Here is a 26,196-nt window from a genome sequence, read left to right as displayed (position 1 = left end):
GCGTCTGAGCACAGGCCCGGCTACAGCAGCAGGTGAGGGCAGGGCGATGATCGAGGTGTCGCGGTTCTGGCGGGATTCGGCGTTGCCTTTTGTAGAAGCGAGGCGCGTTGGGGATGGGCGTCAGGTGTGCTATGCCGCCCATTCCCATGAGAGCTTTTCGCTCGGCGTGATCACCGGGGGGCGCAGCACCTACCTGAGTGGGACCAGCCAAGTCGAAGTGGGCGCTGGTACCACGGTGCTCATGAACCCCGGTGTGGTCCACACGTGCAATCCGATTGCAGGGCAGGGGTGGTCGTACCTGATGCTGTTCGTCGACATGCCGTGGCTGAAGGCGCTGGGTTTCAACTTGCCGGCGCAAGCCTGCAGTACCTCGCCGGCACTGTACAGTGCCGTGCTGCAAGTGTTTGCCGACCTGTTCGACGGCAACCTGGATGACCGAGAGGCCCGGCTGGCGTGTTTTTTCAATGCACTGCCAGACTACCTGCAGGCTGCTACCGGCAAAACGCAAGCTCATCACCCGCAGCTGGAGGCGGCAGCTGCGTTCATCCGGGCCCACCGCACCGACCCGCTGACGCTGCAAGACATCTGTGCCGCCAGCGGGTTGTCCCGCTCTTATCTGATCCGTGCCTTTGCCCAGCGTTTCGGCTTGACGCCGCATGGCTACCTGCTGGATCAGCGCGTGCAGTATGCCCGCGCGCAACTGCGCACGGGGCGGGCGATTGCCGAGGTGGCACTGGAGGCAGGGTTTGCCGACCAGGCGCATCTGCAGCGTGCGTTCAAGCAACATCTGGCGACGACACCCGGGCATTATCGCAAGGCCTGAAGGCCCGGCTCAGCGAGCATCAAGCGAGCAGATACAGCGCACTGATCACCAGCAGTAACGCCAAGCCTCGGTTGAACATCTGCAGGTAGCGCGGCTTGCGCAAGTACTGCTGAATCATGCTGCCTGCCCAAGCCCAGCTGGCCACCGAAACAAAACAGATCGGCCCATAGATCCAGGTGAACAGCCACAGCATCTGCTGCTCGCCACCGGTATAGGCAGCCACGCCCGCCACCGCCGCCAGCCAGGCCTTGGGGTTCAGCCACTGCATGGCTGCGCCCTCCCAGGCCGAAGGTGCACGTTGCTGCTGCTCACCACCCAACTGGCCGTCATCACTGGCCAGCTTCCACGCCAGGTACAGCAGAAACGCCACGCCGCCCCAGTGCAGCGCCACGCCCAGCAACGGCCAGCGCAACAACAGGGCGTGCAAGCCCAGGCCCACCAGCACCAGCAGCAGGCAAAAGCCCAAGGTCGCCCCGGCAACATGCGCGAGGCTGGCGCGCAGGCCGTGACGTGCGCCGCTGCCAAGGGCGACGATGTTTACAGGGCCAGGGGATATCGATGCTGCCAGCGCAAACGCAGCCATTGAAAGGTACAGGCTCATCGGAAATGTCCGTGTGAAGGGGGTGTTTGCCATGCTGCCCAGAAGCCAAACCAAGATATTGAAGAAAAGTCCCCCAAAACTGCATACAGGTTTTGTAATAGTTTGGCGCTATCAGAATATTGTTCTGCTCTTGTAGGATCATTTTCCCTATTTTCTATCAAGGTCCCCATGAGCACCTTCGCGGAACCCCCCAGTTTTCGGCCGTCCTGGTCATCCTTTCCCCGTCTTCGTGACGCTTGCTTCGTGAGTACTCGCTAATGGAATGGCTAGCCGACCCTACGGCCTGGCTGGGCCTGTTGACGCTTATCGTCCTCGAGCTGGTACTGGGTATCGACAACCTGGTGTTCATCGCCATCCTGGCCGACAAACTGCCGCCGCATCAGCGCGATCGCGCGCGTGTGATCGGTCTGAGCCTGGCGCTGATCATGCGCCTGGGCTTGCTGGCGAGTATCTCGTGGATGGTCACCCTGACCGCGCCGTTGTTAGAGGTGTTCGGCAAGAGCTTCTCCGGCCGCGACCTGATCATGCTGTTCGGCGGTGTGTTCCTGCTGTTCAAGGCCACCATGGAATTGCATGAACGCCTCGAAGGCCATGTCACGCAGGCCAGTGGCGCGGTGCGCCATGCCGCGTTCTGGCCCATCGTGGCGCAGATCGTGGTGCTCGACGCCGTATTCTCGCTGGATGCGGTGATTACTGCCGTCGGCATGGTCGAACACCTGTCGGTGATGATGATCGCAGTGATCTTCTCGATCGGTATCATGATCGTCGCCAGCAAGCCGCTGACCCGCTTCGTTAATGCCCACCCGACGGTCATCATGCTGTGCCTGGGCTTTTTGATGATGATCGGCTTCAGCCTGACCGCCGAAGGCCTGGGCTTCCATATCCCCAAAGGCTATCTGTATGCGGCCATTGGTTTCTCGATCCTCATCGAGCTGTTCAACCAGCTCGCCCGTGCCCGCCGCAAGCAAAGCCTGCAGCAGCATCGGCCATTGCGTGAGCGTACCGCGCACGCCGTGCTGCGCTTGCTCGGCGGGCGCAGGGTGGAGGCTGACGAGGTCGGCGAGGAGATCGCTGACCTGGTCGCCGGTGGTGAAGAACATGTGCTGTTCGACCGCCGCGAACGGGTGATGATCAGTGGGGTGCTGAACCTGGCCGAGCGGCCGATCCGCACGGTAATGACTGCCCGTACCGAAGTCGACGTCCTCGACCTGGCGCAGCCTGCTGCAACCATTACCGAGGCGTTGGCCAACTCACCTTACTCGCGCCTGCCGCTGATTCGTGACGGCCGCATCGATGAGCCGCTGGGCTTCGTGCACAAGAAGGAGCTGCTCAAAGAGCTGCTCTCGGGCAACCAGCCGGACCTGGAACGCATGGCCCGGGCACCGCTGAACCTGCTGGAGAGCTTCAGCATTCTCAATGCGCTGGAGCAGATGCGCGGGCAGTCGACGCACATCGCCTTCGTGGTGAACGAGTTCGGTGACTTCACCGGCCTGCTGACCATGACCGATATCCTCGAGTCGATCGCCGGTGAGCTGCCTGATGCCAGCGAGGTGGAAGGCCCGGCGATCGTCGAGGACGGTGACGGCTTCGTCGTCAGCGGTGCGCTGAACCTCAGCCAGGTGCAGGCGCGCACCGGCTTCAGCGCGCGTGCCACCGAAGACTATCAGACCCTTGCAGGCCTGGTGATGAGCCTGCTCGACCGCCTGCCGGTGGTCGGTGACCACCTGGCCTGGAACGGCTGGAGCATGACTGTGGTGGCGGTGGAGGAACGGCGGGTGCGCCAGGTGCGGCTCAAACCGAACGGCGACGTTGGCGCAGCAGGTGCCTGAAACCCTCAAGCACCAGCACCAGGACCGCGGCCCAGATCGGCAGGTAAGTCAGCCACTGATCCGGGCCGATGGTTTCGCCCAGCAGCAGCGCAACGCCCACCAGCAGCACCGGTTCGACATAACTGAGCAGGCCGAACAGGCTGAACGGCAGCAGTCGGCTGGCCAGCACGTAGGCGATCAGGGCTGACGCGCTGATCGCACCCAGCAGCGGAATCAGGCCGTAAAGGCCTGGGTGCGTGAGCAGGTCAGCGCTGGACAACGGCCCCTGGATGACGAAGTACAGGGCCCAGGGCAGCAACAGGCACATGTCGCACCACAAACCGCCCAGGTGGTCGGTGCGGCAGCGTCGGCGCAGCACGAAGTAGACGGGGTAGCCGACCATCACCAGCATGGTTTCCCAGGCAAAGCTGCCGTGCTGGTAAAGCTCATGCGCCACGCCCAACGCAGCGCAGGCCACTGCCACTTTTTGCAGGCGTGACAGGCGTTCGCCGTAAACCAGGCGGCCCGTCAGCACCATCGCCAGCGGCAGCAGGAAGTAGCCCATCGAGACCTCGAGGCTGCGCCCGTGCAGGGGCGCCCAGAGGAACAGCCACAGTTGCACGCCCATCAGCCAAGAGGTGCCGACCATGCCCAGCAGCAGCACTGGGGTCTGGCGCACGCGCGCCAGCAAGTCACCGACCCGTTTCCAGTCTTTGCTGGCCAGCATGAACAGCGTCAGGCAGGGCAGCGTCAGCAGCGTGCGCCAGCCGAAGATCTCTTCGCCATCGAGCGGGGTGAGCAGGGAGGTATAGAAGTACATCACGGCGAACAGGCAGGAGGCCATGACCGAACAGAGAATGCCTTTTGACACGAATGCCTCGAATAGCGGGATGGGCGGCTGGATCAGCCGCGCATGATCTCAGGGGCCGCGTCATGCGGCAACTGTCTCACGCCGGGGCGCGTGGCCAGTGCCTGAAGAAATTGCGCGGCCGGCATTGGCCTGGCGAACAGATAGCCTTGCTGAAAATCCACGCCATAACGGGCCAGATAGTCGCGCTGCACTTCGCTTTCCACGCCTTCGGCGACGATGCCCAGGCCTAGCTTCGCCGACAGCTCGATGATGCTGTCAAGGATGTGTTGCGACAGTGCATCACCTCCGATCATTGCCACGAAGCTCTGGTCGATTTTCAGGTAGTCGACCTTGAACTGGCGCAGATAACTGAGGCTGGACTGGCCGGTGCCGAAGTCATCCAGTGCGATCATCACGCCCATTTCGTGGAGTTTTTCGAACAGTTCGAGGGTTACCCCGGTGGCCTCGATCAGTTTGCGTTCAGTCAGCTCCAGCGTCAGCACCACGCGCCCGGGGGGGAAGTGCTCGAGGAATGAGCGGCAGTCGTCGATCAGGGCGAGGTCACGGCAGTGATCGGCCGTAATGTTGATGCCGATATGGAAGCCGTCTTCCAGCAACGCAGCGTAAGGCGCCAGGCTGTGCGCCGTGTGCTGCATCAACGCACGGGTCATGTCGACGATCTGGCCACTGTGTTCGGCATAGGGAATGAACAGGTCGGGGCGCACCAGGCCCTCGTGCGGGTGGTTCCAGCGCATCAGCACTTCGGCGCCAGCCCAGCGATAATCGCCTTTGCGCACCACCGGCTGGAAGTACGGCAGGAACTCGTCAGCTTCCAGCGCACGGCGCAGTTCGGCGCGTGGAGAGTTGGCGCGGCGGATTTGCCAGCGACAAGTGCAACCTGCTGCAACACCGAGCAACAGCAGCAAGCTGAGCAGTGCCGGGTAGCGGCTGCGCAGCACTTCGCCTCGCTTGTCGGCGGCATAACCGCCGTGAACGCTGAAAGGGTAGTGCGTCGATCCGAGCGTCACGTCGCCAATGGCTGCGGTGGGCGGTAGGCCTTGATGCACCACGCCATCCTTGCCCATCCACGCCGTGCCGACACGCAATTGCAGCGCCTCGCTGGGGCCGATAAGGCGCAGTGCGGTCAGCAGATGGTCGCCATCCACGGTGGTGATGGCGCCTCGGTCGCCGTCACTGGCCCGATACACCAGCAACGGGTGCCCGGGTGTCACCGAATTGCCGTCCATCAGCCACAGCTTGCCATCGGTGTAGTCGCGGGCGTCTACCGGCTCGTCGAACTCGCCGAACAGAGAGGTGCAGTACAGCGTGTCTTGCCGGAACAGGTTGGTCGAACGCACAAAGGCGTTGCGCGTCACTTGCCCACGCAAGGCCAGTTCGACTTGCCCGCACGGGCTGCCAGCCAACGGCAGCAAGGCCTGAGCGGCACCGGAAAGGCTGTCGAGAATATGCTCGACCTGTTCGACCACTTGCCGCGTGGTGGCCTGGCTGCTGGCGCGCAGTTCGCGCTCGATTTGCCAGTTCATCACGATCAGGCCGAACGCCAGAGGCAAGATGCCAACGCCCCAGGGGAGAAGGGTGCGCCAGCTCCAGCGGGCGGGACTTTTACTGCGCAGGGGCATGTTGGCGTAATCTTTACATGAAATGACTGAGGATAGCCGTTTGTCGGCGCGGGCGGAGAACTAATGCGCGACAAAGAAATTTACGCACTGTAGAATCGGTTTACGATTACAACAATAAGGTCTTTCTTCATTGAAGGATCAACCCCACCGAGAATGGGACTATATGACAAACCAAGGGTTCAAGCTGATCATTGGTGACTTCCTCGCCAGAAGCGTGCGCGGCATCCCCTGCTCGCCGCCATTTTCGTACCACATCCCACGCACTCAATAATTTTCGCTGCAGATGAGGACACGAACATGGCTGATATCTTCGACAATCCTATGGGCCTGATGGGCTTTGAATTCATTGAACTGGCTTCGCCAACCCCTGGCGTTCTGGAGCCGGTGTTCCAGATGCTCGGTTTCACCAAGGTGGCGACACACCGCTCCAAGGACGTGCACCTTTATCGTCAAGGTGGCATCAACCTTATTCTCAATAACGAGCCGAAAAGCATCGCCTCCTACTTTGCAGCCGAGCATGGTCCGTCGGTGTGCGGTATGGCGTTCCGGGTACGCAACGCTCATGAAGCCTATGCCCGTGCCCTGGAGTTGGGCGCCCAGCCAGTCGAGATCGAAACCGGCCCGATGGAACTGCGCCTGCCGGCGATCAAGGGCATCGGCGGCGCTCCGCTGTACCTGATCGACCGCTTCGAAGAAGGCAGCTCGATCTACGACATCGATTTCAACTTCATCGAAGGCGTCGACCGCCACCCTGCGGGCGCAGGCCTGAAGATCATCGATCACCTGACCCACAACGTGTATCGCGGCCGTATGGCTTACTGGGCCGGCTTCTACGAAAAACTCTTCAACTTCCGAGAGATTCGTTACTTCGACATCAAGGGCGAGTACACCGGCCTGACCTCCAAGGCCATGACCGCTCCGGATGGCATGATCCGCATCCCGCTCAATGAAGAATCGTCCAAAGGGGCGGGGCAGATCGAAGAATTCCTGATGCAGTTCAACGGTGAGGGCATCCAGCATGTGGCCTTCCTCACCGATGACCTGCTCAAGACCTGGGATGCGCTCAAGGGCTACGGCATGCGCTTCATGACTGCGCCGCCGCAGACCTATTACGAAATGCTCGAAGAGCGCCTGCCAGGGCACGGTGAACCGGTCGACCAATTGCAGGCTCGCGGCATTCTCCTGGACGGCGCTTCCGAGGCAGGCGACAAGCGCCTGCTGCTGCAGATTTTCTCTGAAACCCTGCTCGGGCCGGTATTCTTCGAGTTCATCCAGCGCAAAGGCGATGACGGCTTTGGCGAAGGCAACTTCAAGGCGCTGTTCGAGTCGATCGAACGCGACCAGGTTCGCCGAGGCGTGCTCGACGTTCAATAAGTGAAGTGTACCGCCGTCATGCTTTTCGGGCGGCGGTACAGTCACGCTTACCCCATTGCCTGAACAGCCCCCAGTAGAAGATCGAACCTGTGATGATGCCGATCAACGCAAGTGACGGCAGGATCTGCATCAGCATCTGGCGCCTTTCATCAGCGGCAAAGCCGTCGGGATAGCCGACCTTCACGGTGTAGCCGTACTTGTCCGATTTCCCGCTCATGAAGAACTCGGATTGAGAGGGGCGGGCAGGGTCTCGGCTGTCGCCATCTGCCCAGATGTAAAAATCTTGGAACTCCAGCAGCAACACCAGCCCGGTTTGAAATGCACGCAGTTCGTTGCGCAGCTCCATGCCGTAGGTTGACGCTATCACACCCAGATTTTCGCGGCGAAGCTGGTAGGCGACAAGCACTGCATTGGGCGCTGCAGGAGAATCGAAGATCAGTTGTACCGGTGCCTCGGAGCCAGTCGCAAACCTGTTTTTCGCACGGGGAGGAACCAGGGTGTCACAGTAGATACGGGCATCGGTGGTCAATGCCAGCGCTCGCAGGTAACGGACGTCTTGAACCTGTTTCAACAGGTGCGCCTTGGCTGTCTCGCAAGCGCTGCCAGCCAGCGGCATTGCCACCAAAGCAGCGTCGTGCAAGCGGTTAAGGGACATATCAATGGAAAAGATGGCTTCCTTCAACGATACGCGAGCCGTCTCTTTGAGCTTGTTGTCATGCTGATAGACCATCACCATCAAGCCTGACGCAACAGGTATCAAACTGATCGCCAGTGTCAGCAGCAGCGCCATCATGCTGCGACCGAGAACCCTGAATTTTGACATGGGACTGCAGCCCTCCTGATCCGAGTTGTCCGGGATGGACAGTTGACCGAAGAGCCTATGTATTCAGGGGTGCCCCTACTGTAATCCGCAACCGTGTCTGACTGAGGATTTGCATTGTCGAGACGTAAGAAGGATTACCCATTGAGCGTCTGAATTACCTTCTCTGCCAGTAAACGCGTAGAGGCGGGGTTTTGTCCCGTGATCAGGCGGCCGTCACAGACTACAAAAGGCTTCCAGGGATCATCATGCTTGCTGTAAATACCCCCTCGTGCTCCCAGTTCGTTCTCGGTGAGAAACGGCACCACCTCCTCGAGTTCGGCAAGCTTTTCTTCAGTATTGGAAAAACCGGTGACCTGGCTGTCCTTGAGCAGCAACTTGTTATCGCTGAGCTTGATGTTCAGCAGGCCTGCCACCCCGTGGCAGACAGCGGCCACAACGCCATTCTTTTCGTATATCTTGCGCGCCAGCTCCTGCAATTGCGGGTTGTCAGGGAAGTCCCACATAACGCCATGGCCACCGGTGTAATAGATGGCACAGTATTCGTCTGCTGTGACCTGGCCGGGGCTTAGCGAGGCGCCCAGCCGGTTCATGAAGGCCTTGTCGTTGTAATAGCTCCAATCCAACTCGGGGGCCATCTGCAGGCTGTGCGGATCGATTGGCACGTAGCCGCCGCCGGGGCTGACGTAGTCGACCGTAAAACCTGCCTGCTGAACCACATCGACAAAATGCACGGCTTCACCCAGCCATAAACCGGTTGCCCTGCTCAGGGTCGGATATTTGGCGGTATTGGTCAGCACCACCAGAATTTTCTTGCTCATTACTAAACTCCTGCCTGTAATCAAACGGGAAGTCAGCTCATGGCACGCAAAGCCTATAGAGCATAGCTGGCGTTTGCGGGCAAGCGTATGGGGAGTGGCCTTGTGCTGCTTCCTGCGCTGGCCGATGTTGTTTGCACTGCCCGCTCTTGGGTGCCAGAGTGCAGGCGTGGTGCCAAAGGCCTATTGCAGCAGTTAACCGGGGAGCCGATGATGCAGGATCACTTCGTCAGTCTTGAGCAACAGTGGAACCATCACTTTGGTCGCTAACAGCACACCTTACGATCCCTCGCCGAACGGCGTATTACTGACCCCTACAAAAGAGTCGGCTGGTGGCATGAGGGAGAGGATCGTGCAGTTCGACTGGCGGCATACGGACCTTGGGCCCTTGCCGCACTGGGAGCCTTCGTTGCGCATTGCGATCGACATGATGCTCCTTTCCTCTTTCCCCAGTGCCGTGGTCTGGGGGCCCAATATGACCGTTGTTCACAACGATTCCTATGTGGCGCTGCTGGGTGGCCTGGATCAGGCACTGGGCAGGCGCTTCGATTCGTTGTGGAGCGACGTTTGGGACGATATCGGTCCATGGGTGTTCAAGGCACTGCAGGGTGGTACCAGTTTTGTCGAAGATCAGCCTTATGAGATCAAGTGCGCAAAGACGGGGGGGCAGGCGTGGTACGTCTTCAGTTATGCGCCAATCCGTGACGAGCACCATGAAGTTGTAGGTATGCTTCACACCGTGATCCAGAGCTCCGCCGGTGTGGCTGCACATGGCAAGTGGCGCGAGCAGGCGCAGACATTCGAGCGTCAGATAGCGCGATACATGGCTGACCGCGACTACATGTGGCGCCTGTCGCGCGATGCCATGATCACCGTGAGCCTGGACCTGAAGATGCTGGCAGCCAACCCGGCCTGGCATCGCGCCCTGGGGTGGAGCGAGGTTGAGGTGCGGGGCATGTCGATCCTGGAACTGGTTCATCCGGCCGACAGGGAAGAAGTTGAAGCGGCTGCAATCGATTTCGTCAACGACAGAGGGCCTGCAGAGCTCGAAACACGTGTGCGCCATGTCGACGGGCATTACCGCTGGTTCCACTGGAGTGGCAGCTTCGACGGCTCGGTGCTGACTGCCGTTGGGCGAGACATTACAGGCGACCGTGAGGCGGCCATGCGTCAGTCTCAGGTCCTGCTGCGCAACACCCAGAGGCTGGAGGTGGTCGGTCATCTGGCCGGGGGCATGGCCCATGAGATGAACAACCTGTTGTCGGGTATTGGCGGCAGCCTTGAATTGTTGCAGCGGCGTTTGAGCCAGGGGCGCATGGAGCGTATTGACAGTTACGTGGCGTTGGCGCGCGACTCGGTGCAGCGGGCCATGAACCTGACCCACCGCCTGTTGGTTTTCTCCCGCCATCAGCCTTTGGCCCCGGCACCGCTGGACATGAACCGCCACCTGGCTGCCATGGAACCGATGTTGCGCCATGCAGTTGGCACTGAAATGAGTTTGTCCTGGGAACTGGATGTCGACCCATGGACCGTGTGTCTGGATGTCGGCCAATTGGAAAGCAGCCTGATCAACCTGTGCGCCAATGCGCGAGAAGCCTGCCTGGGCCGCGGCAACGTTGCGATTCGCACGATCAACACCAGGCTGGCCTCGGCCTTCCCTGAAGAGGGCGGTCTGGCGCCAGGTGACTATCTTGGCTTGCAGATCATGGACGATGGCCATGGCATGCCGGCCAAGGATGTGGCCAAGGCCTTCGAGCCATTTTTTACCACCAAGCCCACTGGGCGCGGCTCAGGGATGGGGCTGGCGATGGTGCATGGCTTCGTCGGCCAATCTGGCGGTTACGTATGGATCGAGTCGTCACCGGGCCAAGGTACGAAGGTCTGCATGCTCTTCCCCCGATGCCTGGAAGCGATACCGCAAACGCCTGCTGCGGCGATGCCCCAGGTTTCCCTGGCCAGTGGGCGGCGTGTGTTGTTGATCGACGACGAGCATAACCTGCGCACGGTCATGGGCGAGTATCTGCGCGAGCGAGGTTTTACGGTGAGTGATGTGGCCGACGCCAATACCGCGATGGAGCGCTTTCGTCACGATGGCCCGTACGATCTGGTCATCACCGACATCGGGCTACCTGAAGGCTTCAGTGGGCAGCAATTGGCCAAGGTCATGCGTACGGTCAACCCTTGCCAGAAGATGCTGTTCATCACCGGCTATACCGATCAACCGCTGGAACCTGGCCTGTTGCAAGTGCCAGGCACGGCGCTGCTGATCAAACCCTTTGAATTGTCGACCTTGGCCAACCAGGCACTGCTGTTGCTGGACGACTGAGCCCGTCAGGTCTCACCGAGAATCTGCATTACTCGGGCATGAAATTGCGCCAGTTCGAATGGTTTGCACATCAGTTGCATGCCGGCGCCGAGAAAACCCTCCCGGGCCATTGCCGTTTCGGTGTAGCCAGTGATGAACAATATGGGCAGGTGAGGGTGCAAGGTACGGGCGATCTCTGCCAGTTGCCGCCCGTTCATCCCCGGCAGGCCAACGTCACTGACCAGCAGGTCGATTGCCTTGGATGAGCGCAATACCTGCAGGGCCTCACTGGCATTGCAGGCACTGCAACACGGGAAACCCTGCTCCTGCAGGGTCTGGCACAACAACTGGCGCACATCCGGATCATCCTCGACCACCAGTACCGTGCGGCCGCCACCCTGTGAACGTGGTGGGGCTGCTTGCACCTGGGTTTGCTCCTGCTCCAGGTGGCGCGGCAGGTAAAGGTCCACGCGGGTACCTTGGCCTATCTGGCTATGCAGTACCACATGCCCCTGGGACTGTTTGCTGAAGCCGTAGACCATCGAAAGGCCCAGGCCGATACCTTGGCCCACCGGCTTGGTGCTGAAGAACGGCTCGAAGGCATGTTCGAGCGTGCTCTGCGACATGCCTTGGCCTTCGTCAGTGACGCTCAGGCACGTATAGTCGCCCACCGCCAGGCTGCCATCGGCGAACTGCGTCGCTGCTACCTCTCGATTGCTGGCTTCTACACGCACCTTGCCACCGTTGGGCATGGCTTCGCAGGCATTGAGCAGCAGGTTGTCCACGGCTTCTTGCAATTGTGTGTCGTCGCCGGCCACTGGCCAGGTGTGTTCAGGTATTTGCAGTTGCAGTAATACGCCATGCTGCAGTACGGCCTCCAGCCGTTGTGGCTGCAGCAGCGCCCGTAAGTCGATGCGACGGCTGTGCAGCGATTGTCGGGACGAAAACGCCAACAGCCGATGGGTGAGGCGCGCTGCACGCGAAACGGCTTCCTGCCCCCTGCTGAGCAGGCCTTCCAGCCCCTTGGTGCTGCCTTGCTTCAACCGCCTGTCGATCAGTTCGAAGCTCCCCCCGATACTGGTCAGCAGATTATTGAAATCGTGAGCCACCCCCCCGGCCAATTGCCCGATGGCGTCCATCTTGCGGGTCTGGTGCATAGCCTGCTCGGTGCTGTGCTGTGCCTCGCTGTGTCCATCCAGGCGTTGCTGCAGATCGACTAACTGGTCGCGAGCCAGGTATTGCCGGCGACGTTGACGCAGCGCCAACTTGATCAGTTCAAGCAACTGTTCATCTTCGAACGGAATAGCCAGCAGTGTCAGGTTACCCAGTGGATGGTCGGCGGGCGTACAGGGGCTGGCTGAGGCTTGTGGGGTTTGCGTGAGCAGCACGATGGGGAGGTCCGACCAGGGCGGTTGCTGGTCGATAAAAGCCTGCAGCAGTTCATTTTGGCTGCTGTTGAGCGTGTGTTCGTCGACGACCAGCAAGCCTGCGCCTCTGTCCAGCCCGTCCCGCAGATGGGTGATGTCGCGCGAACACACGCAATCGATGCCAGCGCTCGTCAGAAACGTCGAGGTGTGCGTGGCAAGTTGCCTGGGTGCCAGAATCAAGGCACGTTCGTCCAGCGACAGCGAGCTGGCCAATGTGATTCTCCTTAAGGGCTGCCATGCCTGGCCAAGCCGTGAGTGGTCCGTTACCCACTGGACCGCAGGCAAACCCCCAGGGTTCAACGTATCTAAAGTCCTTGCTGCAGAAATGGGTCATCCGGGTTTTGCCGCTCCAGTTCGGCAAGCAGCACCTGAACGTTCTGCAATTGACCTGTTTCTTTCCAGTATCGAATCAGCAACACCCGTGCCCGCCGGTTGGCCGGTTGCCGGCTGAGCAGGGTTTCAAGCTGCTTTTGCGCTGCATCGGACTGTTCCAGGTCGTGCAGGGTCACTGCCAGGTTATAGCGATAGTCGGCATTGTCCGGCTCCAGCTCGACCGCGCGGGACAACGCGAGCAGGGCGAATTCGCGCTGGCCATGGCGGATCAGCCAGCGCCCCAGTTCGTGTTGCAGGAAGGCCGAATCCGGTCGCAGCGCCAGTGCCTGGGCCAGTACCTGCCGGGACTGGTCGTGATGGCCTTGACGTTCGAGCAAGCGTACCTGGGTCGCCAGGGCGTCGAGGTTGTCCGGATTTGATGCAAGGCTGCGGTGCAGGGCGGCTGCGGCCTCGGTGTAGTCATTCTCATGCAGATACAGGCGTGCCAGGTGCACCTGGGCCGCCGCATCCTCAGGTTGTTTTTCCAGCGTTTGCTGGTATTGCTCCAGTGCCGCCTGCAGTGGGCCGAAGTACAGACCAATGGCGTCGGGGTCCAGGCCAAGCAAGGCATCGACGGCGGCAAAGCGTACGCTTTGCTCGTCATCATCGAGCAGGGGGCCAAGAACCAGGCTGCGTTGTGCGGCGGGCAGCAGGCGGCGGATGCTGGCGATGGCCGCGCGACGGACCAAGGGCTCATCGTTTTCCAGGTCCATGCGGGCCAGTTTCAGCGCTTGTGGCGAGGGGTAGTTGGGCAGCTCTGCGTACAGGGCTGCGCGGCGGATCGGCGCCAGGTCGTTGCGTTGCAGTTGCTGGTAGAGCACCCGCGCAGCGCCCGGTTGGCCTTCATGCGCCTGGCGCAGGGCTTTGGCGTAGCTGTGCGGGGGTAGTGTCGGTTGTGCTGGCGGGGTATCGCGGCGCAGGTAGGCGATGCCGACTGATACCAGAATCAGCAGTAAAGCAGCGATCAGGTAGCGGTGGCGTGTGGGCATCGGAGGGGGCCATGGCAGGGGAAGTGGAAGCTTGGGGCAGATTGGCGTGGGCTGCAAGGGCAGCACAGCAATCAAGGCATGCGCCCGGCCGCACCATCAGCGACCTGTAAACAAACCAAAAAAAGCCCCGCAAGCCAAGGCCAGCGGGGCAAACGGTTGGGGGAGGAGCCAACCAAAGGAGTCGTTTAAAAAGTGGGAAATCAGCGCACGCTGGCCACCGAGTCCGGCTGCCAGCCGCCGCCCAGCGCCTTGTAGATCGAGACAATGCCGCGATACAGGTCAACCTCGCCCTGCGCCTGTGCATCTTCGGCGCTCAGCCGCTCACGCTCGGCATCGAGCAGCACCAGATAATCCACCGTACCTTCGCGGTAACGCACCGAAGCCAGGTCAGCCGCCTTGCGGCTGGCCTCGCTCTGGCGCATCAGCGACAGCAGCCGCTGCTGGGTCTTGTCATAGTCGCTGAAGGCGTTGGCCGACTCTTCCAAGGCCAGCAGTACCTGTTGCTCATAGTTGGCCAAGGCCCCTTCGGCATCGGCTTTGGCACCGCGCAGTCGGGCCCGCACGCTGCCCAGATCGAACGCAGCCCAAGTGATGCTTGGCCCCAGCCCCCAGGCGTTGGCTGCCGACGAACCGATCTGCGAACCGCGCGCGGCGGTAAAGCCTAAAAAGCCGCTCAGGCTCACCCGCGGGAACAGGTCGGCAGTCGCCACGCCCACATTGGCGGTGGCTGCGGCCAGTTGGCGCTCGGCACTACGGATATCCGGGCGGCGGCGCAGCAGCTCACCCGGATCGCCCACCGGCAGGGCCTTGGCGATAGCCGGCAAGGCCTTGGGCGAGAGGTCCACGCTCAGGGCATCCGGGCGCTGGCCGAGCAGGGTGGCAATCCGGTGGCGAGCCCGTGCCTGCTCGGCCTGCAGTTGTGGCACGGTGGCTTCGACCCCGGCCAGGCGGGCGTCGGCGCGCACCACATCGAGCTCGTTGCCGACCCCGGCGTCGCGCAGGGTCACCGTGATGCTGCGCGACTCCTGCTGGGTCTTGAGGTTGGCCACGGCGATCTTCTCGCGCAGTTGTGCACCCCGCAGTTGGCCATAGGCATCGACCAGTTCGGCGATCAGGCTGACCTGCAGCTGTTGCAGGTCGGCCTGGGCGGCCGCTGCCTGAGCGTCGCTGGCCTCGATCTGGCGCTGGATACGGCCGAACAGGTCGAGCTCCCAGGCCATGTCCAGGCCCAGGTCGTAACGCTCGCTGTTGACCCGTTGATCGGTCTGGCCGGGTACCTGGCCCTTGCCGATCTCACTGCTGGCGCGGCTGGTGACCACCGGCAACTGGTCATTGGCGGCATCATCGCGGATCGCCCGCGCCGACTTGAGCCGTGCAAAGGCCACGCGCAGGTCGCGGTTGCCGTCCAGCGAAGCCTGCACCAACTGGTTGAGTACCGGGTCATCGAACTGCTTCCACCACACGCTTTCGAAGCGGCTACGGTCGAAGGCCTTGGCCTGCACGTCGCTGGCCAAACGCGCAGGCTCAGTGTCCGGCGCTTTGTAGTCCGGGCCTACCGCGCAGGCCGCCAGGGCCAGGGCCAGCAGGCTCGGGGTCAGGGGTTTGAGCAGCTTCATGCGTGGTTCTCCAGCGATTGAACGCGTTCGGCCTTGCGGGCCTGGCGACGTTCGACGAAACGGCGAATCAGGAAGAAGAACACCGGTGTCAGGAACAGGCCGAACACGGTCACGCCGATCATCCCCGAGAACACCGCGACGCCCATCGCATGGCGCATTTCCGAGCCGGCACCGGAGGAGAACACTAGCGGCACCACGCCCATGATGAACGCAATCGAGGTCATCAGGATCGGCCGCAGGCGCAGGCGGCAGGCTTCCAGCACCGCAGCCAGCGGGTCGAGGCCCTTGGCCTGTTCGTCCTTGGCGAACTCGACGATAAGGATGGCGTTCTTGCACGCCAGGCCCACCAGTACGATCAAACCGATCTGGGTGAAGATGTTGTTGTCGCCACCGGAGACGATCACTCCGGTAATCGCCGACAGCAAGGTCATCGGCACGATCAGGATCACCGCCAGCGGCAGGCTCCAGCTTTCGTATTGGGCCGCCAGCACCAGGAACGCCAGCAGCACGCACAGCGGGAACACCAGCAGCGCGGTGTTGCCGGAGAGGATCTGCTGGTAGGTCAGGTCGGTCCACTCGAAGGTCATGCCGTTGGGCAGTTCCTCGTTCAGCAGTTTCTCGATGGCCGCTTCGGCCTGGCCGGAACTGTAGCCCGGGGCAGCCGCGCCGTTGATTTCCGCAGTGATGAAGCCGTTGTAGTGCATCACGCGATCAGGCCCGGAGGTGTCGCTGACCTTCAGGAAGGTCGCCAGCGGGATCATCTCGCCCAGGTTGTTGCGCACCTTCAACTGGCCGATCTGCTCGGCATCGAGGCGGAACTGCTGCTCAGCCTGGACGTTGACCTGGTAGGTGCGGCCGAAGCGGTTGAAGTCGTTGGTGTACAGCGAGCCCAGGTAAACCTGCAGGGTGTCGAAGATGTCGGTGATCGCCACGCCGTGGGTCTTGGCCTTTTCCCGGTCGATGGCCGCATCGACCTGCGGCACGTTCACCTGGTAACTGGTGAACAGGCCAGCCAGCTCCGGCACGTTGTGGCTCTTGGCGATGATGTTCTGGGTTTCCTTGTACAGCGCTTCGTAGCCCAGGTTGCCACGGTCTTCGATCTGCAGGCGGAAGCCGCCGATGGTGCCCAGGCCTTGTACTGGCGGTGGGGGGAAGATCGCGATGTAGGCATCCTGGATGTCGGCGAACTGGGCGTTCAACGCCGCAGCGATGGCCGCTGCCGACTGGCTCGGGTCCTTGCGCTCATCGAACGGCTTGAGCGGGGTGAACACGATGCCGCTGTTGGGGCTGTTGGTGAAACCGTTGATCGACAGGCCCGGGAAGGCTACCGAGTCGGCCACGCCGGGTTGCTTCAGGGCGATTTCGCTCATGCGCTTGATCACCGCCTCGGTGCGGTCGAGGCTGGCGGCGTCAGGCAACTGGGCGAACGCCACCAGGTACTGCTTGTCCTGCGCTGGCACGAAACCGGTCGGGGTGGACGAGAAACCCAGGTAGGTCAGGCCCATCAGACCGGCATAGACGAACAGGGCGATGCCGCTGGAGCGGATGACGCGGCGCACGCCACCGACGTAACTGTGGCTGGCGCGGTCGAAGAAGCGGTTGAACGGGGCGAACAGCCAGCTGCCCAGCAGTTTTTCCAGCAGCCGCGAGAAGCGATCCTTAGGTGCGTGGTGGTCCTTGAGCAGCACGGCGGCCAGGGCCGGCGACAGGGTCAGCGAGTTGAACGCCGAAATCACCGTCGAGATGGCGATGGTCAGGGCGAACTGTTTGTAGAACTGCCCGGTAAGCCCGGAGATGAACGCGGCGGGCACGAACACTGCGCACAGCACCAGGGCGGTGGCGATGATCGGCCCGGTCACTTCGCCCATTGCCTTTTGCGTGGCCTCCAGCGGTTTGAGGCCCAGCCCGATGTTGCGTTCGACGTTTTCCACCACGACGATGGCGTCGTCCACCACGATACCGATGGCCAATACCAGCCCGAACAGCGACAGGGCGTTGAGCGAGAAGCCGAACAGGTGCATCACCGCGAAGGTCCCGATCAGCGACACCGGTACAGCCAGCAGCGGGATGATCGAGGCGCGCCAGGTCTGCAGGAACAGGATCACCACCAGCACCACCAGCACCAGCGCTTCGAACAGGGTGTGCACCACCGCTTCGATGGAGCCACGCACGAAGATGGTCGGGTCATAGACGATGCTGTAGTCCATGCCTTCAGGGAAATCTTTCTTCAGCTCGGCCATCTTCGCCCGTACTTCGTCGGAGATCTCGATGGCATTTGAGCCCGGGCGCTGGAAGATCGGAATGGCCACCGCCGGCTGGTTGTTCAGCAGCGAGCGCAGGGCGTACTGGCTGGAGCCCAGCTCGACCCGGGCGATGTCCTTCAGGCGAGTGATTTCGCCATCGGCACCGGCGCGGATGATGATGTTCTCGAACTCTTCCTCGTTCACCAGCCGGCCCTGGGTGTTGATCGACAGCTGGAAGCTGGTCGAACCGGGGGCGGGCGGTGCACCCAGCTGGCCCGCGGCAACCTGGCGGTTCTGTTCGCGGATGGCCGCGACCACGTCACCGGCGGTCAGGTTGCGCGAAGCGGTCTTGTTCGGGTCGAGCCACACCCGCAGCGAGTAGTCGCCCATGCCGAACAGTTGCACATCGCCCACGCCGCCCAGGCGCGCCAGTTCATCCTTGATGTTGAGGATGGCGTAGTTGGACAGGTAGAGCATGTCGTAGCGGTTGTCCGGCGAAGTCAGGTGCACCACCATGGTCAGGTCGGGCGAAGCCTTGTCGACGGTGATACCGATACGGGTCACTTCTTCCGGCAGCTTGGGCTGGGTGCGTGTGACGCGGTTCTGTACCTGCACCTGCGCGTTGTCCAGGTCGGTGCCCAGGGCGAAGGTGATGGTCAGGGTGAGCTTGCCGTCGGCGGTGGATTGCGAGGACATGTACAACATGTTCTCGACACCGGTGATGGCCTGCTCCAGCGGTGCGGCGACGGTTTCGCCGATCACCTTGGGGTTGGCGCCCGGGAAGTTGGCGCGCACCACCACGGTAGGCGGCACCACTTCCGGGTATTCACTGATCGGCAACTGGAACAGCGAGATGGAACCCGCGATCAGCAGCACCAGCGACAGCACCGCGGCGAAGATCGGCCGGGTAATGAAGAATTTCGAAAAGTTCATCGGTGTTGTCCCTTAACCGCGCGGCGCTTGGGCGCCGGCGACTTTTGCATGGGTGCCGGCAACCTTCGGCGCCGGGTTGCTGGCTTCCAGAGCCTGGCGCTGCTGGGCGAGGGCGGCGAGGGTCTGCTCGCTGGCCATGGGCGTTTCTTGCGGGGTGACTGGCGAGCCAGGGCGTACCCGCTGCAGGCCCTTGACCACGATGCGGTCATCCTTGCCCAGGCCGCTGCGTACGATACGCAGGCCTTCGAGCTTGGGCCCCAGTTCCACGGTGCGGTAGGTCGCCTTGTTGTCCTTGTCCATGACCAGTACGAACTTCTTGCCAAGGTCAGTGCCCACGGCTTCATCGTTGATCAGTACCGCGTCGTACTGGGCGCTGCCCACCAGTTTCAGGCGGGCATACAGGCCAGGGGTGAACTGGCCGTCGCGGTTGTCGAACACGGCGCGGCCACGGATGGTGCCGGTGCGCGGGTTGACCTGGTTGTCGACGAAGTTCATGTGGCCCAGATGCGGGTTGCCGGTTTCGTTGGTCAGGCCCAGGTAGACCGGGGTGGCCTGGCCGCGCTGGCCTTCACGCGCCAGCTGGGTGTACTTGAGGTACACGCGCTCGTCGGTATCGAAGTAGGCATAGACCTTGTCGGTGGAGACCACGCTGGTCAGTGGCGTGACATCGGCAGTGACGATGTTGCCGGCGGTGTACTGGGCGCGGCTGACACGGCCGCTGATCGGCGCGGTGACGCGGGTGAAGCTGAGGTTCAGGCGGGCCAGGTCAAGCTCGGCCTGGATCGCATCGACCCCGGCGCGGGCCTCGGCGGCAGCGCTGCTGCGCGACTCGGCAAGCTCGGCGGAGATGGCGTTGCTGTCACGCAGACGCTCGCCACGGCGAGCTTCATTGGCGCTGCGGATGGCGGTGGCCTTGGCCTGTTGCAACTGGGCTTCGAGGCGGCGCACTTCAGCCTGGAACGGGCGTGGATCGATCTGGAACAGCAGGTCGCCTTTCTTGACCTGGGCGCCTTCGGTGAAGCCCACCAGGTCGATCTGGCCGGACACGCGCGGGCGCACTTCGACGGTTTCCGGGGCCTCGAGGCGGCCAGTGAATTCGTCCCATTCGTTGATCGGCTGCTCGATCACCTTGGCGACGGTGACCTTGGGCGCGGCGGGAGCCTGCACGGCATCTGGGGTGCGGCCACAAGCGCTGAGCACCACCACTGCCAGGGCAGCGAGGGGGAAGCGCAAGGGTTTGAGTGAGTGGTCCATGGAGAACTCCGCCAAAGTATTAGTAGTGGGCGGAGTGTGAGTGCCTTGCGCGTGACGCACGAATCGAACGCAGCGAAGGTTATTATCACGCCCAATGATATGTCGGGATATTTCATCGATGGCGAGCATGGTAGGGTGCCGGCTCTTATCCTCCCCCGTATGTGAACCAAGGCCCGATCGTGAACAGCTCCCCGCAACTACCCGGGCCCCTCGGCATCGTCTGCCTGGGCATACTGCAAATCCTGGTCTGGGGCGGTTCGTTCTTCCTCATGGCGGTGATGGCAGAGCCGATCAGCCGCGACACTGGCTGGCCCAGCCAGTGGGTGTACGGTGCGCTATCGCTGAGTTTGATGGTCTCGGCGCTGTTTGCCCCGCTGTCCAGCCGCCTTGTTGCACGCTACGGTGGCCGTCCGCAGATGGCAGCCAGTGGCGCCGTGGTTGCGGTGGGCTTGCTGATCATGGCAGCCAGCCAGGGCCTGGGGCTGTTTTTGCTGGCTTGGGTGGTGATCGGGGTCGGCATGGCGATGGGGCTGTACGAGGCACTGTTCGCCACCCTTGGCGGGTTGTATGGCGAGGGTGCGGGCAAAGCCATTACGGGTATCACCCTGATCGCCGGTTTCGCCTCGACCCTGTCTTGGCCGACCGTGGCCTTGGCCATCGAACACCTGGGCTGGCGCACCACTTGCGGCTGCTATGCGCTCGTGTTGCTGTTGGTGGTGGCGCCTCTGTATTGGCGCGTGTTGCCGGCCGGAGGGCGGGTTGAGGTACGCAAGGCACAGGATCAAGGCACCGCGACCGGGGTCGACCGCCAGCTTTACCTGCTGTTGACCAGCATGTTCGCTATTGGCGCGATCATCATGACGGCAATTGCCGTGCAACTGGTAGCCGTGCTCCAGGGCCTTGGGCACTCGCTGCCGGTGGCAATTGGCCTGGCGGCGATGCTCGGTCCCAGCCAGGTGGCCTCCAGGGTGTTGCAGATTCTGGCCGGCCAGCGCCATCCGATCTGGACGGCCTTGGCTTGGGTCAGCCTGGTGCTGGTCGGTCTGCTGCTGGTGACACTGGTGCCGGCGGCCACGGCCGTGGGCCTGCTGGTGTTCGGTTGTGGTAATGGCTTGCGGGCGATCGTGCGCGGGCTGTTGCCCTTGGCGATGATGCCGCCTGCGCAATACGTGCTGTTGATGGGGCGCATGTCGCGGCCGTCGCTGATCGGCCAAGCGTTGACGCCGGTGGTGGGGGGCTACCTGTTCGAGCACTTTGGCGCGATGGGGGTGCTGGTGACCTTGTGCCTGTTGGCGCTGGTCAATGTGGTGCTGGTGGGGGCGGTGATGCATCGGGTGCGCAGCGGCGCGTGACGGCCGGCTCCCACTGGATTCGCGCTGAGCTTGAGAGCAGCGGGGTCCCTGTAGGAGCCGGCTTGCCGGCGATCACCGGCAAAGCCGGTGCCCTGCGCCGCAGCGCCTGCATCGCCGGCAAGCCCACACAGGTTACTGATCAACCGCGGGCAAACTGCAGCAGCCTGTCCCCATCCAGCCGGTACCGCACCCACTCATCCTGCGGCTCGGCCCCCAGCGATTTGTAGAACCCGATCGCCGGTTCATTCCAGTCCAGCACACTCCATTCCAACCGCCCGCAGCGGTTCTCTACGGCTTCGCGGGCAATGTGCCGCAGCAGGTCGCGGCCCGCGCCGCCACCGCGCTGCTCAGGCGTGATGTACAGGTCTTCCAGGTAAATACCGTTGCGCCCCAGCCACGTCGAATAGCTGTAGAAATACACGGCAAACCCCACTGCCTGGCCATCGCGTTCGCAGATCAGGCTGTGGACCGTACTGCCTTCATCGAACAGGCTGTGCTCGATATCGGCAAGGGTGGCGATCACTTCATGGCGCGCACGCTCGTACTCGGCCAGTTCGGTGATGAATGCAAGGATCTGTGCGGCGTCAGCGCGTACTGCGGGGCGAATGATAAGGCTCATGCTGGGCTTCCTTGGAAAGCAGTGCGTCGTATCGATACAGTCATGTGTATCTGCGTAATTTAATGTAACTGTACCGGTTGTGCGGAAGGCGACTGCCGTAGTGTGACAGCACTAATAACGATTCTGGAATGCCTGCCATGCTCGCCTCTTTCGACCTGCTGATGGCCTTTATGCTGTTTGCCTTCGTTTCCTCGATAACCCCAGGCCCCAACAACACCATGCTGTTGGCATCAGGGGTGAACTTTGGCGTGCGTCGCTCCATCCCTCACGCCCTGGGCATCAGCATCGGTTTCATGGTCCTGGTCCTGGCCGTTGGCCTGGGCCTTGGCGAGGTGTTCAAGGCCTGGCCTGCGTTGTACACCGTGCTGCGTTACGTGGGCGCCGCCTATTTGCTCTACCTGGCTTGGAAGATCGCCACCTCCGGGCCGTTGAGCGCCGATTCGTCCAATGCCCGCAAGCCTCTGGGCTTCTGGGGGGCAGCAGCGTTCCAGTGGGTCAACCCCAAAGCGTGGGTGATGGCGGTAGGGGCGATCACCACCTACACACCGGCCCAGGGCTATGTGATGAACGTGATCGTCATCGCGGCTGTGTTCGCCTTGGTCAATCTGCCCAGCGTCGGCGTGTGGGTGATGTTTGGCAGTGCGCTGCGCAACCTGCTGCAGAACCCGCGTTGGCTGATGCTGTTCAATGTCCTGATGGCCTTGCTGCTAGTGATATCGCTTTACCCGCTGCTGTTTGTAGAATCGGCGTTTTCGTAACGCGTAGAGTACGGCAAACCGATGCAGTTGATTCCCTGGTCTCACCAATGCTCCGAAGGTTTCACCTTGCGCGGCTGGCGCTCGCCGGCCAGCGGCAAGCCGCTGCTGCATTTCTTGCACGGCAATGGCTTCTGCTGCCTGGCCTACCAGCCGCTGCTGGCGCGCCTTGGCGAGCACTTCGACCTGTGGCTCAGTGATGTTCAGGGGCATGGCGACAGTGACCATGGCGGTGTGTTCCGCGGCTGGAACCGCACGGCTGAGTTGGCAGTGGAGGCTTTCGAAGCGGGCCGTGGCGAGTATGGCGACGTACCTCGCTATGCACTGGGGCACAGCTTTGGCGGCGTGCTCACCGGGCTGATCCTGGCCAGCAGCCCTGCGTTGTTCGAGCGCGCCGTATTGCTTGACCCGGTATTGTTCAGCCGGCGCATGATCGGGGTCATGGGGGCCGCCGCGCTGGTGGGGCTGCATCGCCGGCATGCCCTGGCACGCAAGGCCGCCAACCGCCGCAGCCATTGGCCCGACCGCGAAGCGGCACTGGCCTCCCTGCAGGGGCGGGGCATCTTCAAGGGCTGGAGCGATGCGGCGCTGCAGGCCTACATCGAACATGCCATCGGCGATTGCGGTGAGGGCGTGGTGCTCAAGTGCCGGCCCAGCCGTGAAGTTGAGATTTTCAGTTCCTTCCCGACGCGCATGTGGGCGCATCTTGCCGCCATCCAGGCGCCAACCCGGGTGCTGTATGGCGAACAGACCTATCCCTTCGTGCCGCATTCGGTGCAGCGGCTGGCGTCGATCAACCCCAGGGTCGAAGCCTGCCAGGTCGCCGGAGGCCATTGTTTCATGCAGGAAGACCCGGGCATGGCCGCGCAGCGGATATTGGATTACCTGCAGGGCTGAATCGCTGTTCCATTGCTGGAACGATGCATGCCATTTGCGCGGGCTACCGGCTGATTGGTCTCATTGGTAAGGTTAACCCAGCCTTAGAGAGGAGACTTCTCATGAAAAAGATCCTGGGTATTCACCGCAGCCCTCACACCCATTGGGTAGGGGACGGCTTTCCGGTGCGCAGCTTGTTCACCTACGACAACCTGGCAAGCCAGATCAGCCCGTTCCTGCTGCTGGATTATGCCGGCCCCCATGCTTTCACCCCCACCAGTGCCCGGCGAGGCGTAGGCCAGCATCCTCATCGTGGTTTCGAAACGGTCACTATCGTTTATCAGGGCGAACTGGAACACCGTGATTCCACCGGTGCCGGAGGCCTGATTGGCCCTGGCGATGTGCAATGGATGACGGCCGCCAACGGCATCCTTCACGAGGAATTCCATTCCCCGGCATTCGCCCGCAGTGGCGGTCTGCTGGAAATGGTGCAGCTGTGGGTCAACCTGCCTGCGCAGGACAAACGAGCCGCTGCCGGTTACCAGACGCTGCTGGCAGCGGATATCCCTGAAGTGCCGTTGGCGGGGCAGGCAGGCAGCCTTCGGGTGATCGCTGGCAGCTACCAGGGACATCCAGGCCCGGCGCGCACCTTCACCGCGATGGATGTCTGGGACATGCGCCTGGGCGCAGGTGCTGCAGTGCAGTTGCCTGTCGCTGCTGGCCGCAATGCTGCGCTGATAGTGTTGCGTGGCACTGTGCGGGTCAACGGTGAGCGTGAGGCCGGGCCGGCCAGCCTGGTATTGCTGGAGCGAGCGGGTGAAGACGTGGCCATCGAGGCACTGGACGGCGCCAGTGTGCTTTTGCTCAGCGGCGAGCCGATCGACGAGCCGATTGTGGGTTATGGGCCATTCGTGATGAACAGCCAGGCGGAAATTGCCGAATCCTTCGATGATTTCCATGCAGGGCGCTTCGGCCAGATGGCGGTCGAGCCCCACTGACCAGCCTTGCATCGCTGACCGCTTGTCGTGAAGTGCCATCATTGGATCGAACGGTAGCGGGGCGCGCCCGTTCTTTTACTAAGGTGCTAGATGATCCCCCGCTTCACCATTGCCTCGGCGCATGGACGGCCGCCATGGCATGCTCATTATCAATTGGCACCCCGCCTGCCAAAGGCGTACTCCAATAACAGGCCATCCACTCAAGAGAGGGTCGTAACATGTCATTGATAGGCGTTTCGATGCTGGAAATGCGGCAAATGATTGAACAGGCCTGCCTGCCTGATCACTGTGAAGTCAGTTGCCTGGACGGTACCAGCCTGACCATTCGCTTGGGTCAGGGGCGAAACATGGAGCAGGGCGTGACGCTCAGCGGGGTGTCATTGCAGAGCCTGAACAGTTGCCGTGACGTGGTGAAGCTGGTCGATCAGTTGCATGCGCTGCGCGACAGCCAGCCAGCGTCGCTAAGGGCGATCGCCTGACTGCCTGGGTGCACCGGTCAGCCGAGGCTGGCCGGGCGCACGTATTCCGGCATAAGGCCGTTGAACCAGAACAGGATCATCGACACCAGGATCGTCACCAGCAGCAACAGCCCCACGCCCCATACGCAGGTCGCGAACAGCATCGCCTGCTCCTTGCGCAGGCGCAGGAATGTCTGCAGCCCACCGTACAGCAACAGCGTGGCATACGCTGAGGCTGCCAAAAGAACCACTAGCGCCAACCAGCGAATCGGCAGAATGCCGACGACGCCGGCAAAAAACCACGGGGTGGCGCAATAGGCAGCAAAGCCGATGCATTGGCTGAGGCTGGGTTGTACATCGAAGCCGCGCGACATCCAGCGGATCATGACCCCCATCAGCATCACTCCGACCACGGTGGTGGCGTACAACAGCCCGCACAACTGTGCTGCGCTGGCCATGCTCAGGCGCACGCGCTCCTCGGCGGCCAGGCTCCAGCCGAACGTGGTGGTGCCGACGAACAGGCAAATCGCGGGGATCAGCGCGAGCGCCAGCAGGCGCGGGAGATATTGCTGCGGGTGATCTTCCTCAGCACGACGGATTTCCATCCAGGCGTCGGCGGGGTGAGTGAAAAGCTTGAGCAATGGACTGTTCATGGCGTTCTCCAGAAGGCATAGGCCTCTAGTTATGGAGACGCGTGCTTATCAGCAGGTTCAGCCCGCTTTACGGCCGTTGATCGGCTTATTGCAGTTCAACCAGCAGGTTCAGCCCACCATCGCCGCATTTGCCCTTGTCACGAACAACACCGTGGTAACTGCGACCATCCCACACGAAAGCTACGCTGTGCGCGCGCTCGACTTTGTCCGGAAGCGGCGGGCAGATATGCAAGCGCAGGGCAGGGCGGCCCTGCAAGTTCAACGCGGCGAGCTGGCACTGGCACTCAACGCTCAGGGCTACCGGGCCGAACAGCGTGTCGCGCACATAATCGAGTTGCACGTTGGCGTTGGGGGCGCGGCCGGGCATCTTCATTGTTGCGGGGCTCCTGGGAGTTGATGTCACTCATCATCTTGAAAGCAAGTGAGCGCGGACGTTCAATTTTTTCCAAGGGTTGTTGACAAGCCGTTTACCCAATCCCCCGCAATGACAATGAATACCATCCCCCGATGTGGGGGTCGCAGCGGGGAATTCACCCCAATCCGGTTCGATTCGCCAGCCAAGTTATTGAATCAAAGGAAGATTTGCTTCTGGCATGCACCTTGCTGACCCTC

At 62.0% G+C, this 26,196-nt stretch carries 22 protein-coding genes; 9 read left to right on the top strand and 13 right to left on the bottom strand.

The window, feature by feature from the left end:
* The first annotated feature begins 46 nt into the window (after window positions 1-46).
* On the top strand, window positions 47-823 hold the full coding sequence (locus IWW33_RS25875) for an AraC family transcriptional regulator (RefSeq protein WP_115275011.1): 777 nt from the start codon (window positions 47-49) through the stop codon (window positions 821-823).
* Between the two features lie 19 nt (window positions 824-842).
* Here the strand turns inward: IWW33_RS25875 and IWW33_RS25870 are convergent, their stop codons facing one another.
* Entirely contained in the window at window positions 843-1,424 is a 582-nt protein-coding gene (locus IWW33_RS25870; RefSeq protein WP_125923049.1) for a LysE family translocator, read from the bottom strand.
* 257 nt (window positions 1,425-1,681) lie between these two features.
* On the opposite strand from IWW33_RS25870, the gene IWW33_RS25865 reads away from it, so the two are divergent.
* Window positions 1,682-3,253: a TerC family protein gene (locus IWW33_RS25865; protein WP_046787686.1), complete on the top strand. Its 1,572-nt coding sequence runs from the start codon at window positions 1,682-1,684 to the stop codon at window positions 3,251-3,253.
* On the opposite strand, the gene rarD is transcribed toward IWW33_RS25865, so the two are convergent.
* Together rarD and IWW33_RS25855 are read right to left on the bottom strand one after the other, a co-directional pair.
* Complete coding sequence (gene rarD / locus IWW33_RS25860) at window positions 3,216-4,103, bottom strand: EamA family transporter RarD (RefSeq protein WP_115275009.1); 888 nt, start codon at window positions 4,101-4,103, stop codon at window positions 3,216-3,218. The two genes, IWW33_RS25865 and rarD, sit on opposite strands and share 38 nt — an antisense overlap.
* A gap of 32 nt (window positions 4,104-4,135) precedes the next feature.
* Complete coding sequence (locus IWW33_RS25855; RefSeq protein WP_115275008.1) at window positions 4,136-5,722, bottom strand: EAL domain-containing protein; 1,587 nt, start codon at window positions 5,720-5,722, stop codon at window positions 4,136-4,138.
* A 297-nt stretch (window positions 5,723-6,019) separates the two neighbouring features.
* Here IWW33_RS25855 and hppD point away from each other — a divergent pair, with 297 nt between their 5' ends.
* Window positions 6,020-7,096 carry a 4-hydroxyphenylpyruvate dioxygenase gene (gene hppD / locus IWW33_RS25850; protein WP_046787683.1) on the top strand — a complete coding sequence of 359 codons (1,077 nt, stop codon included), beginning with the start codon at window positions 6,020-6,022 and terminating at the stop codon, window positions 7,094-7,096.
* A 16-nt stretch (window positions 7,097-7,112) separates the two neighbouring features.
* Here hppD and IWW33_RS25845 read toward each other — a convergent pair whose 3' ends face one another.
* Both IWW33_RS25845 and IWW33_RS25840 read right to left on the bottom strand, forming a co-directional pair.
* A complete protein-coding gene (locus IWW33_RS25845; protein ID WP_115275007.1) occupies window positions 7,113-7,919 on the bottom strand; it encodes a CSS-motif domain-containing protein in 807 nt (268 codons plus the stop codon).
* Between the two features lie 134 nt (window positions 7,920-8,053).
* Window positions 8,054-8,737 (bottom strand): type 1 glutamine amidotransferase domain-containing protein, encoded by a 684-nt coding sequence (locus IWW33_RS25840; protein ID WP_115275006.1) that lies wholly within the window; start codon window positions 8,735-8,737, stop codon window positions 8,054-8,056.
* A 334-nt stretch (window positions 8,738-9,071) separates the two neighbouring features.
* On the opposite strand from IWW33_RS25840, the gene IWW33_RS25835 reads away from it, so the two are divergent.
* The gene (locus tag IWW33_RS25835) at window positions 9,072-11,060 is read left to right on the top strand and encodes an ATP-binding protein (protein WP_174141503.1); all 1,989 of its coding nucleotides are present in this window, start codon (window positions 9,072-9,074) and stop codon (window positions 11,058-11,060) included.
* Between the two features lie 5 nt (window positions 11,061-11,065).
* Here IWW33_RS25835 and IWW33_RS25830 read toward each other — a convergent pair whose 3' ends face one another.
* The 5 genes from IWW33_RS25830 to mexE form a co-directional block, all read right to left on the bottom strand.
* On the bottom strand, window positions 11,066-12,679 hold the full coding sequence (locus IWW33_RS25830; RefSeq protein ID WP_119688950.1) for a response regulator: 1,614 nt from the start codon (window positions 12,677-12,679) through the stop codon (window positions 11,066-11,068).
* A 92-nt stretch (window positions 12,680-12,771) separates the two neighbouring features.
* The gene (locus tag IWW33_RS25825; protein ID WP_115275003.1) at window positions 12,772-13,827 is read right to left on the bottom strand and encodes a tetratricopeptide repeat protein; all 1,056 of its coding nucleotides are present in this window, start codon (window positions 13,825-13,827) and stop codon (window positions 12,772-12,774) included.
* Between the two features lie 200 nt (window positions 13,828-14,027).
* Window positions 14,028-15,443 (bottom strand): TolC family protein, encoded by a 1,416-nt coding sequence (locus IWW33_RS25820; RefSeq protein ID WP_115275002.1) that lies wholly within the window; start codon window positions 15,441-15,443, stop codon window positions 14,028-14,030.
* Entirely contained in the window at window positions 15,440-18,619 is a 3,180-nt protein-coding gene (locus IWW33_RS25815; protein WP_012314307.1) for an efflux RND transporter permease subunit, read from the bottom strand. The genes IWW33_RS25820 and IWW33_RS25815 overlap by 4 nt, the downstream gene beginning before the upstream one ends.
* 12 nt (window positions 18,620-18,631) lie before the next feature.
* Window positions 18,632-19,873, bottom strand: coding sequence for a multidrug efflux RND transporter periplasmic adaptor subunit MexE (gene mexE, locus IWW33_RS25810; RefSeq protein WP_115275000.1), 1,242 nt, complete (start codon window positions 19,871-19,873; stop codon window positions 18,632-18,634).
* 230 nt (window positions 19,874-20,103) lie between these two features.
* Here mexE and IWW33_RS25805 point away from each other — a divergent pair, with 230 nt between their 5' ends.
* Window positions 20,104-21,225 (top strand): MFS transporter, encoded by a 1,122-nt coding sequence (locus tag IWW33_RS25805; RefSeq protein ID WP_174141539.1) that lies wholly within the window; start codon window positions 20,104-20,106, stop codon window positions 21,223-21,225.
* Between the two features lie 139 nt (window positions 21,226-21,364).
* Here the strand turns inward: IWW33_RS25805 and IWW33_RS25800 are convergent, their stop codons facing one another.
* The gene (locus IWW33_RS25800; RefSeq protein ID WP_115274999.1) at window positions 21,365-21,844 is read right to left on the bottom strand and encodes a GNAT family N-acetyltransferase; all 480 of its coding nucleotides are present in this window, start codon (window positions 21,842-21,844) and stop codon (window positions 21,365-21,367) included.
* A 128-nt stretch (window positions 21,845-21,972) separates the two neighbouring features.
* On the opposite strand from IWW33_RS25800, the gene IWW33_RS25795 reads away from it, so the two are divergent.
* The 4 genes from IWW33_RS25795 (at window position 21,973) to IWW33_RS25780 (ending at window position 24,952) form a co-directional block, all read left to right on the top strand.
* Window positions 21,973-22,602, top strand: a complete 630-nt coding sequence (locus IWW33_RS25795; RefSeq protein ID WP_174141504.1) for a LysE family translocator — start codon at window positions 21,973-21,975, stop codon at window positions 22,600-22,602.
* Between the two features lie 21 nt (window positions 22,603-22,623).
* The gene (locus IWW33_RS25790; RefSeq protein WP_174141505.1) at window positions 22,624-23,496 is read left to right on the top strand and encodes an alpha/beta hydrolase; all 873 of its coding nucleotides are present in this window, start codon (window positions 22,624-22,626) and stop codon (window positions 23,494-23,496) included.
* 101 nt (window positions 23,497-23,597) lie between these two features.
* Complete coding sequence (locus IWW33_RS25785) at window positions 23,598-24,473, top strand: pirin family protein (RefSeq protein ID WP_174141506.1); 876 nt, start codon at window positions 23,598-23,600, stop codon at window positions 24,471-24,473.
* A 218-nt stretch (window positions 24,474-24,691) separates the two neighbouring features.
* Window positions 24,692-24,952 carry a DUF1652 domain-containing protein gene (locus tag IWW33_RS25780; RefSeq protein ID WP_115274995.1) on the top strand — a complete coding sequence of 87 codons (261 nt, stop codon included), beginning with the start codon at window positions 24,692-24,694 and terminating at the stop codon, window positions 24,950-24,952.
* A 17-nt stretch (window positions 24,953-24,969) separates the two neighbouring features.
* On the opposite strand, the gene IWW33_RS25775 is transcribed toward IWW33_RS25780, so the two are convergent.
* Window positions 24,970-25,584: a Yip1 family protein gene (locus IWW33_RS25775; RefSeq protein WP_115274994.1), complete on the bottom strand. Its 615-nt coding sequence runs from the start codon at window positions 25,582-25,584 to the stop codon at window positions 24,970-24,972.
* Window positions 25,585-25,669: 85 nt separating this feature from the next.
* A complete protein-coding gene (locus IWW33_RS25770; RefSeq protein WP_012314315.1) occupies window positions 25,670-25,957 on the bottom strand; it encodes a hypothetical protein in 288 nt (95 codons plus the stop codon).
* Window positions 25,958-26,196 lie beyond the last annotated feature (239 nt).

This window comes from Pseudomonas sp. M2, assembly GCF_015751845.1.
Classification (GTDB): domain Bacteria; phylum Pseudomonadota; class Gammaproteobacteria; order Pseudomonadales; family Pseudomonadaceae; genus Aquipseudomonas; species Aquipseudomonas putida_E.
Note: the sequence above shows the minus strand (reverse complement) of the source record. Positions and strands in the feature narration are given on the sequence as shown.

Bases quoted from the DNA above. Each gene is read 5' to 3' on its own strand.
- hppD (WP_046787683.1), top strand. From the start codon at position 6,020: ATGGCTGATATCTTCGACAATCCTATGGGCCTGATGGGCTTTGAATTC.
- IWW33_RS25815 (WP_012314307.1), bottom strand. From the start codon at position 18,619: ATGAACTTTTCGAAATTCTTCATTACCCGGCCGATCTTCGCCGCGGTG.
- IWW33_RS25785 (WP_174141506.1), top strand. From the start codon at position 23,598: ATGAAAAAGATCCTGGGTATTCACCGCAGCCCTCACACCCATTGGGTA.
- IWW33_RS25800 (WP_115274999.1), bottom strand. From the start codon at position 21,844: ATGAGCCTTATCATTCGCCCCGCAGTACGCGCTGACGCCGCACAGATC.
- IWW33_RS25870 (WP_125923049.1), bottom strand. From the start codon at position 1,424: ATGAGCCTGTACCTTTCAATGGCTGCGTTTGCGCTGGCAGCATCGATA.
- IWW33_RS25795 (WP_174141504.1), top strand. From the start codon at position 21,973: ATGCCTGCCATGCTCGCCTCTTTCGACCTGCTGATGGCCTTTATGCTG.
- IWW33_RS25790 (WP_174141505.1), top strand. From the start codon at position 22,624: ATGCAGTTGATTCCCTGGTCTCACCAATGCTCCGAAGGTTTCACCTTG.
- IWW33_RS25775 (WP_115274994.1), bottom strand. From the start codon at position 25,584: ATGAACAGTCCATTGCTCAAGCTTTTCACTCACCCCGCCGACGCCTGG.
- IWW33_RS25770 (WP_012314315.1), bottom strand. From the start codon at position 25,957: ATGAAGATGCCCGGCCGCGCCCCCAACGCCAACGTGCAACTCGATTAT.
- IWW33_RS25780 (WP_115274995.1), top strand. From the start codon at position 24,692: ATGTCATTGATAGGCGTTTCGATGCTGGAAATGCGGCAAATGATTGAA.
- IWW33_RS25825 (WP_115275003.1), bottom strand. From the start codon at position 13,827: ATGCCCACACGCCACCGCTACCTGATCGCTGCTTTACTGCTGATTCTG.
- IWW33_RS25835 (WP_174141503.1), top strand. From the start codon at position 9,072: ATGAGGGAGAGGATCGTGCAGTTCGACTGGCGGCATACGGACCTTGGG.
- IWW33_RS25855 (WP_115275008.1), bottom strand. From the start codon at position 5,722: ATGCCCCTGCGCAGTAAAAGTCCCGCCCGCTGGAGCTGGCGCACCCTT.
- IWW33_RS25875 (WP_115275011.1), top strand. From the start codon at position 47: ATGATCGAGGTGTCGCGGTTCTGGCGGGATTCGGCGTTGCCTTTTGTA.
- mexE (WP_115275000.1), bottom strand. From the start codon at position 19,873: ATGGACCACTCACTCAAACCCTTGCGCTTCCCCCTCGCTGCCCTGGCA.
- IWW33_RS25845 (WP_115275007.1), bottom strand. From the start codon at position 7,919: ATGTCAAAATTCAGGGTTCTCGGTCGCAGCATGATGGCGCTGCTGCTG.
- IWW33_RS25820 (WP_115275002.1), bottom strand. From the start codon at position 15,443: ATGAAGCTGCTCAAACCCCTGACCCCGAGCCTGCTGGCCCTGGCCCTG.
- IWW33_RS25840 (WP_115275006.1), bottom strand. From the start codon at position 8,737: ATGAGCAAGAAAATTCTGGTGGTGCTGACCAATACCGCCAAATATCCG.
- IWW33_RS25865 (WP_046787686.1), top strand. From the start codon at position 1,682: ATGGAATGGCTAGCCGACCCTACGGCCTGGCTGGGCCTGTTGACGCTT.